Annotated in this window: 15 protein-coding genes; 6 read left to right on the top strand and 9 right to left on the bottom strand. The window is 46.9% G+C overall.

Annotation, left to right across the window (positions count from 1 at the left end):
- Nucleotides 1-54 precede the first annotated feature (54 nt).
- From OM95_RS13065 to OM95_RS13055, 3 genes are all read left to right on the top strand, one after another.
- Nucleotides 55-1107 carry a hypothetical protein gene (locus tag OM95_RS13065; RefSeq protein WP_041874693.1) on the top strand — a complete coding sequence of 351 codons (1053 nt, stop codon included), beginning with the start codon at nt 55-57 and terminating at the stop codon, nt 1105-1107.
- A gap of 72 nt (nt 1108-1179) precedes the next feature.
- Nucleotides 1180-1506, top strand: coding sequence for a thioredoxin (trxA, locus tag OM95_RS13060; protein WP_041874691.1), 327 nt, complete (start codon nt 1180-1182; stop codon nt 1504-1506).
- A 206-nt stretch (nt 1507-1712) separates the two neighbouring features.
- Nucleotides 1713-2384 carry a hypothetical protein gene (locus OM95_RS13055; RefSeq protein WP_291516356.1) on the top strand — a complete coding sequence of 224 codons (672 nt, stop codon included), beginning with the start codon at nt 1713-1715 and terminating at the stop codon, nt 2382-2384.
- A gap of 46 nt (nt 2385-2430) precedes the next feature.
- Here OM95_RS13055 and OM95_RS13050 read toward each other — a convergent pair whose 3' ends face one another.
- From OM95_RS13050 to mreC, 7 genes are all read right to left on the bottom strand, one after another.
- Complete coding sequence (locus tag OM95_RS13050) at nt 2431-3075, bottom strand: iron-containing redox enzyme family protein (RefSeq protein WP_041874688.1); 645 nt, start codon at nt 3073-3075, stop codon at nt 2431-2433.
- 23 nt (nt 3076-3098) lie between these two features.
- Entirely contained in the window at nt 3099-3773 is a 675-nt protein-coding gene (locus tag OM95_RS13045) for a hypothetical protein (protein WP_041874686.1), read from the bottom strand.
- A gap of 207 nt (nt 3774-3980) precedes the next feature.
- Nucleotides 3981-4700, bottom strand: a complete 720-nt coding sequence (locus OM95_RS13040) for a lytic transglycosylase domain-containing protein (protein ID WP_041874683.1) — start codon at nt 4698-4700, stop codon at nt 3981-3983.
- Nucleotides 4701-5010: 310 nt separating this feature from the next.
- On the bottom strand, nt 5011-6135 hold the full coding sequence (gene rodA / locus OM95_RS13035) for a rod shape-determining protein RodA (protein WP_041874681.1): 1125 nt from the start codon (nt 6133-6135) through the stop codon (nt 5011-5013).
- Between the two features lie 2 nt (nt 6136-6137).
- Nucleotides 6138-8129: a penicillin-binding protein 2 gene (gene mrdA / locus OM95_RS13030; RefSeq protein WP_041874678.1), complete on the bottom strand. Its 1992-nt coding sequence runs from the start codon at nt 8127-8129 to the stop codon at nt 6138-6140.
- Entirely contained in the window at nt 8126-8662 is a 537-nt protein-coding gene (locus OM95_RS13025; protein ID WP_041874676.1) for a hypothetical protein, read from the bottom strand. The genes mrdA and OM95_RS13025 overlap by 4 nt, the downstream gene beginning before the upstream one ends.
- Nucleotides 8659-9702 (bottom strand): rod shape-determining protein MreC, encoded by a 1044-nt coding sequence (mreC, locus tag OM95_RS13020; protein WP_041874672.1) that lies wholly within the window; start codon nt 9700-9702, stop codon nt 8659-8661. Before mreC ends, OM95_RS13025 begins: the two co-directional genes overlap by 4 nt.
- Nucleotides 9703-9846: 144 nt before the next feature.
- On the opposite strand from mreC, the gene OM95_RS13015 reads away from it, so the two are divergent.
- Nucleotides 9847-10884 (top strand): SurA N-terminal domain-containing protein, encoded by a 1038-nt coding sequence (locus tag OM95_RS13015; protein ID WP_041874670.1) that lies wholly within the window; start codon nt 9847-9849, stop codon nt 10882-10884.
- The gene (locus tag OM95_RS13010; RefSeq protein ID WP_041874667.1) at nt 10884-11531 is read left to right on the top strand and encodes a hypothetical protein; all 648 of its coding nucleotides are present in this window, start codon (nt 10884-10886) and stop codon (nt 11529-11531) included. Before OM95_RS13015 ends, OM95_RS13010 begins: the two co-directional genes overlap by 1 nt.
- Here the strand turns inward: OM95_RS13010 and OM95_RS13005 are convergent.
- Together OM95_RS13005 and OM95_RS13000 are read right to left on the bottom strand one after the other, a co-directional pair.
- Nucleotides 11528-12130 (bottom strand): mobile mystery protein B, encoded by a 603-nt coding sequence (locus OM95_RS13005; protein WP_041874663.1) that lies wholly within the window; start codon nt 12128-12130, stop codon nt 11528-11530. The genes OM95_RS13010 and OM95_RS13005 overlap by 4 nt on opposite strands.
- Nucleotides 12127-12600, bottom strand: a complete 474-nt coding sequence (locus tag OM95_RS13000; RefSeq protein ID WP_041874660.1) for a mobile mystery protein A — start codon at nt 12598-12600, stop codon at nt 12127-12129. Before OM95_RS13000 ends, OM95_RS13005 begins: the two co-directional genes overlap by 4 nt.
- 336 nt (nt 12601-12936) lie before the next feature.
- On the opposite strand from OM95_RS13000, the gene OM95_RS12995 reads away from it, so the two are divergent.
- Entirely contained in the window at nt 12937-14019 is a 1083-nt protein-coding gene (locus tag OM95_RS12995) for an endonuclease/exonuclease/phosphatase family protein (RefSeq protein WP_041874657.1), read from the top strand.
- Nucleotides 14020-14081: the final 62 nt, after the last annotated feature.

Raw genomic sequence — 14081 nt, 5'->3', positions numbered from 1 at the left:
CCGACATGACTCTGTGATATTGACCCGATGGACTGCATATCCGACAATAGAACTATGAACAAGATTCTTTTGGTGTATGAGGATTATGCGGACCTGATGTCTGTAGAAGGGACTTTGAAAAAAGTGGGCTTCGACGTCATTGGTTTATCCAGCGAGTACTCCATCGCAGAACAGATGCTGGCATTTAATCCCGATCTTGTTGTCGGTAACGGGAAGGGCGGCAAAGTCAGTTCTTTGGGTGTTGGCAAACGCCTGAAAGAGATGACGCGCTGGCAGGGAAAGTCAGTGCTTATTTTTCCCGCAAATTTCAAACCCAACCCTCAAGAACTGATTCGCATTCGTGTTGATATGATTTTGGAGGCCCCCGTGCCTCCGGTGCGCTTGGTGCAGGTGATTGGTAAGATTCTGGGGCATGACGAGGCGGTTCTTTTGGAGCGCCTGAATAAGGCCATGCATGTCGAAAGCCCGCAAAAAACAGCGGGTGGAAACATTGTAGGTGGTAAAGCCACTACGGAAAATGAAGCCATCTATATCAAAGGTTCTGTCGAAGAGGCGAATGAGGCGGGCTCGGCGGGTGAGGCCTCGTTGCAGTCAGAACGCATTCAGGAAGATTCTCAACAATTCCCCCTAAGTCCCGAAGAAGATACGGGAAAGATGGCCTTTAAGTTTGGGGATCGCATGTCAGCAGCGACTTCCGAGAAGGCGCAAAGTCAGAGCGAAGAGTCCGCTTTTCCCGACGTGGATTTAAAAGCTTTGGAGCGCGAATTGTTGGGCGGCGGAGCTCCAGAAGTTGAACGTGTCGAAGTCCTAGAAGATGTGTCGGCACAAGAATCTGCGATTGCAGTGCAGGGGGATCTGTCGGCTCTAGAGCCCGAGACTCAGGCGAAGGCAAGGGCGGAAGTTCAAAGAGCCCAAGAGCAGCTGAAAGAACGTGTCGCAAAATACAGCAATTTGGTGGCAGATGTGAAAGTAGCTCCCAAAAGCACCATCACCCGAGTTGAGGCGCGTCGACGTCAAAGAGAGCTTGCGGCCCATTGGGACGGTCAAAACCTAAGCGATCTTGATAAGTTACGCCAGGAATTTGCCAAAGCCTTGTTTAAAAAGTAATTGCCCTGCGCACACCTTGACGATAGACCATTTGATGTTCAAATTAATAAGAGACTATTACGGAGGCCATTCATGGGCACATTTACGAAACCTGTCACAGACAGCTCATTTGAAACAGAAGTACTCAACTCCTCAACGCCTGTCCTCGTGGATTTTTGGGCTGAATGGTGCGGACCTTGCCGCGCATTGGCTCCTAAGCTTGAAGAAGTGGCGCAAGAATTGGGACAAAAAGTTAAGATCGTAAAAGTGAACGTTGATGAGAATCCAGGAACTCCGGGTAAATACGGTATTCGTGGTATCCCAGCGATGTTGCTTTTCAAAGGCGGCAGCGAAGTGGGTCAACTTGTCGGCAATCACCCAAAAGATGCGATTTTGGATTTTTTGAACAAAAATGTTTAACACTCGCTCGCAGAGTGAGCTAAACAAAAACCCTGCTTGTAAAAAAGCGGGGTTTTTTTATGTCAAAAACCCATTCAATTTAGATTTGTCCCCGCTAATGTTGCAACTTCGTAAGAATTGACAAGTTTTGAAGTCAAAATAGACAAAAAGCAAAATGCTGGTTATCTTTAGCTTACTCGCGAAAGGTGAGTTTGCAGGGGTCGAAAATGTCTATCGAAGTTGTAAAAGTAAGCCATCAGGATGTGGCCATGCTTGTTGAAAAGTTTAAGTTAGCATCGCAAAAAATTTGCATGATGTTTTCGACGGAAGGTGTCTATAGAAAACCCTATCTTGAGGGGTTGCCTCATTTCCGAGCTCTGTCTTACGAGAAAATGGCAGAGGTGGTCACAAGTATCACTTTCTTTAAAGAGTTGTGCGAAGAGCAAATTGCCGAGGGTTATAAGTTAAAAGACAATTCCAGTTTTGTGTGGCGAGCTTTCCGTAAATTGGATTTCGTTCCCCGCGCGGATGTTTTTAATCATATGACGGACGAGGACCTGGTTGAAATATACTCGGTTGATAATAAACAGCTTTATCGTAACTTCAGATTTTTCGAGTGCTGTTCTTACACTCTTGAAGAGCTTTATTCGGTTGAGTGGTGGAATCTGTACGAAAGAAATGCGGATGTAACGATGAAGATTTTTGCCGCGGGGATGAAGGTCGCTACGGGCGAGATCGCGGACAGCTATATTCCCGGAATCGAACCGGCACTTCTCAAAGAAGTGAAAGAAGACGGACAGTCCTTTATGCAACAAGTGAAGTTGATCAGCCCTTTGAAGCGTAATAAACGAGTTGAAGGTTTGCTAGTGATTGAAACGGCAGAACAAATTCTGAATTAATTCTTAGAAAAAAGGCACCCGAGGGGTGCCTTTTTTTTGTCTTTTCTTAAGCGGCTTTGCGATGTTTGTTTTTACACTGTTCTGCGAGTCTTTCGACAAGCCGAGTGTAAAGCACGGAAGCCTGTAACAGATTCTTGGCGATATAATCACAATCTTTTTCTGAAAGTGTTTCTAAGAATTTTTTGCCTTCCTCGTAATGGTCCTGATCGACGACAGAGTGCACTCTAAGATGAACGGTCGCCTTCTTTCCGTAGTGTTGCTCTAAAACTTCCAGCAGGCGAGGGCCATGGAACTTCGCTGCGCCTTCCAGAAGAAAGGCATATCCACACAAAGAAAGTGGATTTTCAAACTCGATCCAGTAGTACTGCAATTGACGAAGCATTTCTGTTTCTGGCAACTCTGGATATTGCTCTAAAGTTCCTCCTAAATTTTCCAAATCCTTCAAGGGCATGAAGTCATGGTTAAGTTCCTCTTGAATATGATGAATCATGGCATAGTGATGATCGCGATCGTCGACGGGCAGGCGAGCCGCCGACAGCGCCAAAAACTTCGTGGTGTGACGGATGAGGTAGTAGGTCTGAGCCAACCAACCTTTATAAAATTCTGGATTTTCCCATGGGCAGTCCATAATTTTATCACCCAAAGCTTTGATCTCGCGATCCATAATTGTTGCTAATTGTTTTTTCTCCATACGTCCTTCTTTCGTTAGTTTTATTAAGCGATTTTTAAATGGCGTGGTTGGGCTGGCTGATCACTGATCAGGGTCGTGTGGTTGATTTTGGTATTCCACAGTTCGTTGACCATATTGGCTAAAAATGGATCTGCGAGCTCTTTCGTTTCGTTCTTTTTAAGGAAAAGTAGCTGACAAGGATATTGAGCGCGCATGATTTCGCCCATCGGGCGCATACCGAACCTTTGGGCCTTTTCATGCACCTTATAGTCCATGCGAGCGACAGCCAAAAGACCGTCCCAAGGGGAGGCCTCGAAGGCCTTCATGCTTAAAGCGCTGATGATATCGGCGACTTTAAATCCCGGTTTGCTGAATTGATAAGCCGTATTCACACCTAAGTATTCCAAAGACATATAGGTGTGCGCGCCTTCCGCCTGGAATCGTTTTACCAGTTCAGGGGCGAATGGCTCCATGTATCGGTGTTCCAGATGGGCCTTCGCACGATCATCGAAAACGCTGTACATATGGAAAGCCAGCACTTGATCTGTCTCTAGATCCTTCAAGCACGTGATCACTTCGTTGCGATAGAAATCATCAGTGTGTAAGGACTCAAAAATTCCGTCGTAGACTTGCTTCCATGTTTCGTAGACTTGATTGGTAAGCTTAGCTGTTTCGTCCGTCAGAATGCGCGGACTGAACAGATAGTACTGATACTTCATGTATTCCCCCAAAATTTTGCGACACAAGCTTTTCGGAGGTTCTTCGAGAAGTTTAAGGGTAAATTTGGTACAGTTTAAAAATTTAATTTTTCCGGACTCTATTGGTGCGTATGAAAAGGGGAAATTTCAAAAAAATCCTAGGAGAATAAAGTGTTTTGTTCTCCTAGGAAACATTGTAGAAGGCTTTTGGTCTCTAAACACAGAACACTAGTTAGATGCGACCACCATGTTAGCGCTATTCGAAATTTTCGCATAGATCTCGCCATAGTTTTTCATTACGCGAGAGTTGTACTCTGCAGGTTTCATATTTTTAGCCAGAAGTCTGCGTACGTTTAGGGGGCCCATATTGTAAGCACTCACGTACTTCACAGCCTTTTTGTCAAACTTGCCACGCAGATAACTCATGTAAGCAAGACCGATGCGGATGTTCGCTGAAGGATTTTCCAAAGTCTTTTTCCCGTTCCAAGGAAGTTTGAATTTTTTTGCAATCCATTCTGCGGTGTCCGGCTTGATTTGCATCAAACCAATTTCGCCAAAGCGACCTAAAGCCAATGGATTAAATTTACTTTCAGTTTTGATCACCGCAAGAACAAAGACAGGGTCTAAGCCATGCTTTGCAGCTTCAGTGATCACTGTACGAGAGATATTGCGTGCTTGACCTTTCCAGCGGGGCGCCAAAGAGTTCTGCACCTTATCGTAAATCATTTCATTCAAAGTCACAGTGCCTTCCACTTTTTGGGCGCCACTGCCTTTATAATCAGAACCTAAAAGTTCTTTTGCGTGAGAAATACGCGAAGCTTCATTCACGCTTTCAATGCCGATCTTGTTCACGACGGGCCATTGTACGAAATCAAAGTTAGTAAAAAGAACTGACGTGAGCGTTGCGGCTGCTAGAACTAGTCCTGTATTGAGATGTTTCGTTTTCATATCCGCGACCTCCTGTTGTAAGTAGGTAAGTTCAAGGGTCGTGCCGAAGTCGCAAGTTTTTGGAATTGTTGAGTTCTTAGAATGAAGCAAGTTTAAGAAGGCATTGGTTTGAGCTGGCAGGTGAGGGTGTCAACCAATGTGTAGACGGTGTCTGTTCATTGGTTAGTCGGAATAAGACGACTTCTCTTTTTGATACGGTCTTTGTGAGACTCGGGAGTGCTGATGCTTATGCGCTTGCTTCGATGGTTGTGTTTGGATCGGTTTTTGGGAAATAAAAAAGCCCTTCTTGGTGAAGGGCTTTTTTTGTTTTTTAGAATAAGTATCTGCGGTAGGCGACGCTGCTGACTATACCCAGGCCGGCCATGGTGGTGAGCATGGAGGAACCTCCGTAGCTGAGTAGTGGTAACGGGACCCCCACGATCGGCAGAAGGCCGATGACCATGCCGATGTTTACGAACATGTGCCAGAAGATGTAACACAGAACTCCGACGGTGAGCAGAGCGCCGAATTTGTCGCGGGCGTTGCTGGCGATGCGAATTCCGGTGATGAAGAGGAAGGCAAAAAGGCCGATGACCGCGATGCTGCCCACGAAACCATGTTCTTCACTAAGGACTGAATAAATAAAGTCTGTGTGGCGTTCCGGCAGGAACTCAAGCTGTGATTGCGTTCCTTTCATGAAGCCTTTGCCGAAGAATCGTCCAGAGCCCACCGCGATTTTGGATTGGATGCTGTTGTAACCTGTTCCTCGGGGATCGCTGGCTGGTGAAAGAAACGTAAAGATGCGGTTCTTTTGATAGTCGTGAAGGACAAACTTCCAGGCAATGGGCAGGGCTATGATTCCCAAGGCAATGATCGTCGCCAGGATCACGCGTTTGATCTTGGCAAAGATCAGCATCGATCCACCAATCGCAGCTAACATCATGGCGGTTCCCAAGTCAGGTTGTTCAACGACCAGACCGAACGGAATTAAAAGGGCCAGAAGAGGCCCGATCAGCTCCTTGATTCCCATTCCAGGTCCATGGGTGTTTCTGGTGGCCAAGATTTTTGCCATTAACATAATCAGGGCCAGCTTCATGGTTTCCGAAGGTTGGTAGCGGAAGAAGCCAAGATCAATCCAACGTTGCGCGCCCAGAGCGACTTTACCAAAGAAGGTCACATAAAGAATGGCACCTAAATTCAGGACATAGACGACCAGGGCGATACGACTGACGATCGAATAATCCAACAAAGTGACAACGAGGAACACCGTCCAGCCCACAGCCAACCACATGATCTGGGAAATAAAGAGTGAAGCCACGTCGACTGTCGTTGGACCATGTGTGGCGCTGTACAGATTGATAAGTCCGATCACGTTCAGCGCCAGGATGACGATGATCAAGTTGATATCTAATTTTTTGAAAAGAGTTCTCTCTTCAACGTGTAACGAGGTAAACACCCTTATTCTCCTTCTGCAGGTTCAGGGATGGGGCCTGTGGGAGCCTGAGCGCGCTTCAGCCCTTTGGCTTTGAGTGCGGCTTCAATCACCTCAGGATGGTATTTTTCAAAATAGGCTTGGACAATGTCGCGTACGATCGGCGCGGCTCCTGTGCTTCCGTGGCAGGAATGTTCCGCCAAAGCAGCGATGGTGATCTCAGGATTGTCTGCAGGGGCAAAAGCAACGAACCAACCGTGGTGGCGCATATGCATAGGACGGCTTTCGCACTTTGCATAGATCTGGTCGGCAGAAAAACCCATGACCTGAGCTGTCCCTGTTTTGCCGGCCATCTGCACGCCTGGAACTTTCCAGTGTTTTGCAGTTCCGCGATCGCCGTTGGCAACGCGTCTCATGCCTTCCTTCACGACTTTGAAAGTCTCTGGTGAAATATGCACGCCATTGGCTTGCGTTTGCTGCAGATCACGAACGACTTGCGGGAAGTTTTCTCGCAAGACCTTGCCGTCCTGATCAATGACCTTGCGGACCAGGAAAGGTTTGACCACTTTCCCTTCGGTCCCGATGGCATTGTAAGCAATGGCCATAGAAAGAGGTGTCACGTTGACGAAACCCTGACCGATGGCAGTACTTAAATTTTCACCGGGTTGCCATTCTTCACCCACAGTGGCCTTCTTCCAGGCAGAATTAGGCATGGTTCCAGAAACCTCACGAGAAAGCTCGATGCCGGTTTTTTGGCCGATGCCCAGTAGACTGATGTAGTCGTACATCTTATCCACGCCCAATGCGATACCCATTTTATAGAAGAACACATTGGAAGATCTTTCCAATGCTTCATAAACAGTGATGTTCCCGTGACCACCTTTTAAGTGGTCATGGTAAGGACGTCGGCCGAAATAGAAAACGCCCGGAGCACTGACGATGGTCGTTGGTGTGATGACTTTTTCCTGCAGAGCCGGCACAGCCACCAAAGGTTTGAAGGTCGAACCCGGAGAGTTATGATCCTGAATCACTTTATTGCGGAGGGGTTTGAACGGATCGTTGATCAAGCGTGACCACGTCTGCGCGGAAATCCCTGTTGAAAACTCATTCGGATCAAAAGACGGTGTGCTGACCCAGGCTAAGATTTCGCCGTTGGTTCGCATCGCCACCACGGCGCCAATGCGATTCAAAGCCATAAAGGATTTGAAAGCGGCTTCCTGAATGTCACGGTCAATGGTTAAAACCGCATTGTTACCATGAATGGGAGTGAGGTCTTTGATTTGCTCGCCATAGATATTCGGAGTTTGAGTCACCGTTTCACGACCGTGGGCATCCACTTGGATGAAGCTTACGCCATCTGCGCCGCGAATGTCTTTTTCCAGAGTTTCTTCCAATCCGCTTTTTCCGATAATGTCACCTTGTTCGAACAACAGGGTGCCTTTGTAAAGCTCGTTCAGGACGGGAAGTTGTCGCTTGGAAATCTCACCGACGTAGCCAAAAAGCTGAGCGCCATTATCTTTAAGCGGATAGTAGCGAACGATAGATTCGCGGATCTCAAGTCCGGGCGTATCTAAGCGCATGCGTTTCAATCTGAAAACTTCTTCGCGACTGAGGTTCTCTTTCAGGCGGATCTGGGCAAACGGGCCATTTTGGCGACGGCTCTTGGTGACCTTTAAGACCACTTTGTCCGGTTCCATGCCTAGTACAGGACCCACTGTTTTTGCCAGTTCGTCTAAGTTCTCAATGTATTGCGGAGACAAGATGGCTTCAAAACCAGGCAGATTCTCCACGAGAACTTTGCCGTCGCGATCTAACATCAATCCACGCGGGGCCGTGATCTTATTTTGTTTGATCCGGTTTTTTTCCGAGAACTCACGCAATTCATTCCCCGAAATCACCTGTAGATACCACAGACGAATCGAAAAAACGGTGAGCGCAAAAGCGATCGCGATGTAAAAGATTTTATAACGGCTTTGGTATTCCTTAGCCTCATCCGGATTGCTGACGTAAGTACTCATAACTCCAATCCCCCAGGCTCGTGCATCAATTCATCCTGAGTGATCTTGTCGATTTTTGCTAAGATCCAGTACATCGGGAAGGCAAATGAAGGAGTAAGAACGATTTGTACCAAGCGATCGACAATTTCAAAACTCGCGGGATTTTTTTCTAACACCATAGAAGAAAAGAAATAAATCAGGTGATAGGCCACGGCCGAGAATCCACACATGATTGTATAATATCCTGAGCCGCTCCAAAAGACGCGTGTTTTGATCGCATAGACTAAAGTGAAGAGGATCAATAAACTAATCCACATCATTTTCAAAGGCATCGCTGTAAACGACAGCAAAATGAAGCCCATGGCGTAAACCGTCAGGATCGCCGGAAACTGTTTGCGATAAAGGATCACATAAACAATCAGATTCAACCAAAGTAGGGGCGAAGGGACATTCCCGAAAAGTTGGAACCAAAAAGTTGTCTGTAAGCCTGCTACCAAAATCAAAACCGCAAACAATACGAGAAAATTCAGAATAGCATTCCAGCGGATCTTCACTGTGGTTTCTCCTCAGGTTTTTTCGGAGTTTGTGGCGCAGAAGGTTTTGCCGCAGGGGTTGCTGCAGGTTTTACCGCGGGCGTCGCCGTGGGCGCTGGTTTGGGCGTTGCCGTCGGATTGACGGTAGAAGCGGCGGTCGGTGTTGCTGCTGCCGGCTTGCCATCTTCTGAAACGGTGTCGGTGGCCGCTTGCGGGGCGTATTTGTCGCCGAAATCTTCCGCTGCCGCGGAAAGAACGACGAAAACCTCTTCCACTTTGTATGGATCTACGACGGGGCGCAAATCAACTTTCAAACTGACGCTGAAAGTTTTCTTTTCCACTGATTCGACGACGGCCACAGGAAAACCTTTAGGGAAGATATTGTCCAAGCCCCCGGTGACAACCATGTCGCCTTCTTGCACGTCTTCAGTGCGTTCCACGTACTTCAGTTGCAGCGTGCTTGCGTACTGACTTTTACCTTCGACAATACCACGAGCGCGGGTTCTTTGAATAAGACCATCGACCACGGCATAACGATCGGTGATCAGCATGACATGGGAAGTGAAAGGTTCGGGTTTAAAGATGTAACCTAGAACCCCGCCAGTCGTGATAACAGCTTGGCCTGATTTCAGTCCGTCATTCAGACCTTTATTGATCGTGATGGTGTTGTGGTCAATGACCAGATCGCGGCCAATCACTTGGGCGGCCATCAAGTTCATTTTCGTCTGCTCTTTGAATGTCAACAATCCGCGCAGGCGATCGTTTTCAAGAAGCAACTCGTTCATTTTTTCTAAGCGCGCTTGCAGCTCGTTGTTCGTGCTTTGCAAATCTTCGCTGTGCTTTTTGATATTGATAAGATTGACATACAGGGCGGTGGTATCTGTCACGCCATGACTGAAGCCATAAAAAGTTTCCGACACGGCGCTAGCCAACATCGTAAAAGGTTTCGAAAGCCAGTTTGATTCCTGAGGTCTTTGCTGCATGTTGATAGAGATCAATGGCAAGGCCAAAACGATCCCGATCATCACAAGTTTCTTGAGATCAAAGTTGAAAAAGTTCAAAGGTTCCCCTCTATGCTGTGTATGTAATACTCAAACGCTAGTCAAAAGAACCAATTATTTCAACAATTTCCCCTTGAAAAAATGCGAATTTCGTTAGGTAATGGAACCGCTCTTGGAAGAGCTTGTTTAAGGAAGGATAAAATTATGAGCGAAAATATGGCTGATAAAATGAAGAGACAACTCTCTGCGAAGAGTGTGACCGCTATCGTTCTCTTCGGCGCGATCATTCTGGTATTCGTATTTTTCGGTTTGCCAGGTCGCTTGGGTGCGGGGGTTGGTTCCGTAGCGCGCGTGAACAACAGCCTGATTTCGGTCGCGGACTTCCAACAAGAGGAAAATCGCATTCAACAATACTATCAAAACCTCTTCGGCAGTCAGATGGACTTTAGCTCTCAGCGTCAACTGCTTCGCCAGCAGGCCTTGGAAAATCTGGTTCGCATGGAATTGGTATCCCAGGCTGCTCAGAAAAACGGCATTCTTACGACAGACGCGGAAGTGGCTAACTTCATTGTGAAGGACATTCCTTTCTTCCAACAAAACGGTCAGTTTCAGCGAGAATTCTATAGCCGCTATCTAGAGTCGACTCGTTCTTCACCGGGTGACTTTGAAAATAAAGTTCGTAAAGACATTGCGAATGTGCGAACGCGTCAGATGTTTGAGTTGGTGTCTAAGCCCACAGCTGTTGAGATTCAAAAAATCAAAGAATTGAAATCCCAAAAGATCAACATCCTATTTGCAAAAGTAGATTCCGAGGCGGCGACAAAGGCGATGACCAAAGAAAAGGCCGAAGCTGCGGTGAAGGCTTTGGATGAAGCCTTGGCAAAAGGTGATGAAGCGGCCGTGAATGTACAATTGAAAGCCTTGAATGCAAATTGGGAAGAGACGGGATTTGTTGAGCTGAATGCCGAGAATTTCCCGAAAATAACTAGCGGTGTCGCAACTGAAGCTATTTTCGAACTGACGAAGACAGAGCCGTTGTTGAAGCGCCTGGTTCGTGACGGAAATGCCAAGTATGTATTGAAGCTCAAAGAAACGAAAGTGGAACAAGTATCCGCTCTTGAGCCGATGGCTCCAGAAATGCTGCAAAAGCGTCGTGGTGATGGAATGTTTGAAGCGTGGGTCAATCAGTTCCGCGCGAAGTCACATGTCACGATGAACACGCAAGCATTGCAACTGAACTAATGCTTAGTTTTGTTCGTGAAACGTCTCTTAATATAGTCCTTGAAGGAGCCCTGTCGACGCGACGGGGTTTCTTGTTTTATGTGTCTGCGGGTTTTTATGCGCCGATAAATCCTCTTTCGGGAATGTCGGTCAATCTCGTCTCAGTAGATCAATGGTTGCTTGAACTTAAAGCTCATTTGGAAGCAAAAGTGTGGGTCGCCGAAACGGAAGTATTAAATCCGGTTTGGTCCACAGTGCTTGAAGAAGCCCGTGATTTTTTAAGTCAACGGGCGCACGCCGAAAAGGCTGTTTTGCAAAGTCTTTCATTTCGAGAAGAGCGTCACTGGGGCTTTTCCTGGAAGGCAACCCAAACCCTGTTGCAAACCCAGTTTACCTATGAGCACTATCTTGAATCTTTGCCGGTTGGAAATAGATTTGAACTTTTGAAAGTCTGTTTTCTTTGGGAACACGACAGTCGGGACGGAGTTAATCTAGATGACTATCGGCACGAAGGTTTTAAATTATTAAAGACGGCTGCCGCGAAGAACTCAGAGTCTTTCCTGGAAGAGGCCCGGTCCTGGGTGGGTGTGACCTTGGCCTCGGCAAGTCGTCTGCAGCAGATAAAAATTGATTATCTAACATCAGGTTACAGCCTGATCCTTCCTTAAGAGCGTACAAATTCCAGCAGTTCGCCGTATTTCTTGGTGTCGGCCAATTGTAAAGAGCGGATGTAGCGAGAACGTGTTTCGCTGTGTTCTCCCAATGTGCCTGTGTTGGCTTTGGCTCCCCAAGAGAAGCGTTCCTTATCTAAATTAAAAAGCAGCGTGTCGGCCATCGTCCGAGCCCAGCGGCCGTTGCCATTAGGGAAGGGGTGAATCCATACCAGGCGGTGATGAAAGCGCGCGGCGATTTCATCCAACGGATAAGTTTCATAAGTGATCCAGTACCGCACATCGTTGATCAGCTTATTCATTTCCGCAGGAATCTGATACCAGGCTGTGCCAATGGATTTATCAGAGTTGCGATAGGTTCCCGCCCAGCGCCAGACATGGCCGAACATCTGCTTGTGCAAATCGCGCATGAATCTTTCAGATAAAAAGTCTTTTCTTTTTTTGGCAAAAGCCCATTTTTCCCCTCGCAAAATATTGTCTTGTTCTGCGGCGTTGAGTTCACGCTGAGTTGAAATATAGCTTAACTTAAGCCCCGCAATCTCGTTCGGGTTGAGGGGCGTTGCTCCTGGCGGATATTCCAATTTAAAGTCACTCATCGTGAACTCCACAGACGGCGATCCATTTTGCTTTTAATGTCCATGGCCAATTCTTTTTCGTGAAGCTGGGTTTCGCTGGCGCCCACGGATTGCATTTCCAGATCCATCGTGTGAGTCGTGCGACGAAGCAGTTGTTGTGCCGCTTTCTGAGCTTGATCATCCACGGTTTTTTCCAAGCTTTCCTTGGGCACAAGCGCATAAACCAGTTCGCAATTCATGGCGCGAGCCGCTCTTTGCAGAGTTTCCAAGGTTACTGTCTTCGCAACTTCTCGCTGCTCAAGCATGGTCACACCGGATTGCTGAATCTGCATGCGCTCCGCCAACTGCGACGTTGTCATTCCCAGAGCTTCACGGATGGCGCGCACCCAGCCCGCTTTGGGAATGATGACAGTGCGAGCCTTCGCGAAAGCTTTGGCTTTTTCATCGAGGCTTTTGCGTTGAGTTTTGATAAGGGCCTTGCTTGTTTTCATTTTTATATATTAAACAAGATTATTAAGGTTATCAATGATATATTATAATGGATTATTATCATTGTTTATAATATTTTATAGTAGATAATAATTTCTATATAAATTACCTAAATTCCATTAAAATCAATGTTTTATATATTCTTTTAAATTGCTTTTTCTTGCAAAGAAGATGTCCAAGGTGTCCAGGACCCTATATCAGCCCTTCGGCTGGCGGGCTTGTCTCGCGCAGAATGCGACCCTGTCGCAAAGTTAAACAGCCGTTCTCAAATAGAAACGTCCTCGGCTTTGTATGGAAATTGAAAAGAGGGACATAGCCACTTTGAAGGTGAGGACGTGATGACTCTTTCAAGAATGTTAGCCGTGGGTCTTCTTTTGCTAGGTGCGCAGAGTGCGCAAGCCGAAATGTATTTTTCGGCGGATCCCAGTCCTCCCAAATTTTGTCTGCAAAACTTCAATGCGTATGGTCCGATCTATGCTTCGAAAGTGGCAGAACGCACAGAACGAATGACTGGTTTTTTACAAGGCATGCCTAAGTGTGAGGTGGTTCATTTGCAGGAAGTGTGGAATGAAGGGCATATCGAGCAGATCGAAAGAAACTTGAAGCATCAGTACGCCATCAGTGCGCCAAACAAGAAGGCCCGAATCGGTTTAATGTCTTTATTTATGACAGATATCAAAGGCAGTCACACCGAAGACTTCCAGGTGAATAATGAAGGCGGCGTTTTAGATTCAGTACGTGTCGCTTTCAATGTGAAGAAGGCATATCACGTCGTGCGGGCCGGTTTTTTCGGCATTGACGAAGATTTCCTTTTCTTAAACACACATCTTCACCCAACATCTTCCGCGGTTCGTTTGACGCAGATTTTGGATATTTTGCGTTGGCGCTTAGCTCACCAAGATGAAAAATTGATTTTATCCGGTGACTTCAATGCTGATCTCGACAGCGTGGAAAGAAAGTTGCTTATGCTGACTTTGGGAGCTCACGATGCCATGGAAGACTCGTTCGGTGGCGCATACCCCGAATCTTTTTGTACCTACTGCACAGGCAACCCTTTAGGTTGGATGTTGAGTGACCACACCTTCGATTATATATTCTTTTCGAATGTGGGCAGTTCAGGCACGACTTTAAAGGCGCTTGAAGGTGAAGTGAATATGCGAGGCACACCACGAAAACCCTGGTCCGATCACTTTGGCGTGCGCGTGAAGTTTTCGGTTGAGCCGACAACATCCGTGGTTGAGGTCGGCGCAATTGAAGCACGTCGCACAGAGACGTTGGAAACCTTGGCTGTTGCTGCCTATATCCTGCAACAGGAAGACGCCAAAGAATTTGAAGGCTATGCTCGTTTTATCAACGAGCTGTCAGGCCAACTTAAAAATCGCCAAGGCGCCTTCAACACTTATTTCGAAAAATACCGCTGATGAAAAGCCCCTGACATCTTGAAACTGATCCAGGAGTCTGGTTGTAGCGCGGGGGATTTGGT

It is taken from the genome of Bdellovibrio sp. ArHS (genome assembly GCF_000786105.1).
Classification (GTDB): domain Bacteria; phylum Bdellovibrionota; class Bdellovibrionia; order Bdellovibrionales; family Bdellovibrionaceae; genus Bdellovibrio.
The sequence above is the reverse complement of the archived record's forward strand: the minus strand, read 5'-3'. Positions and strand labels throughout refer to the sequence as shown.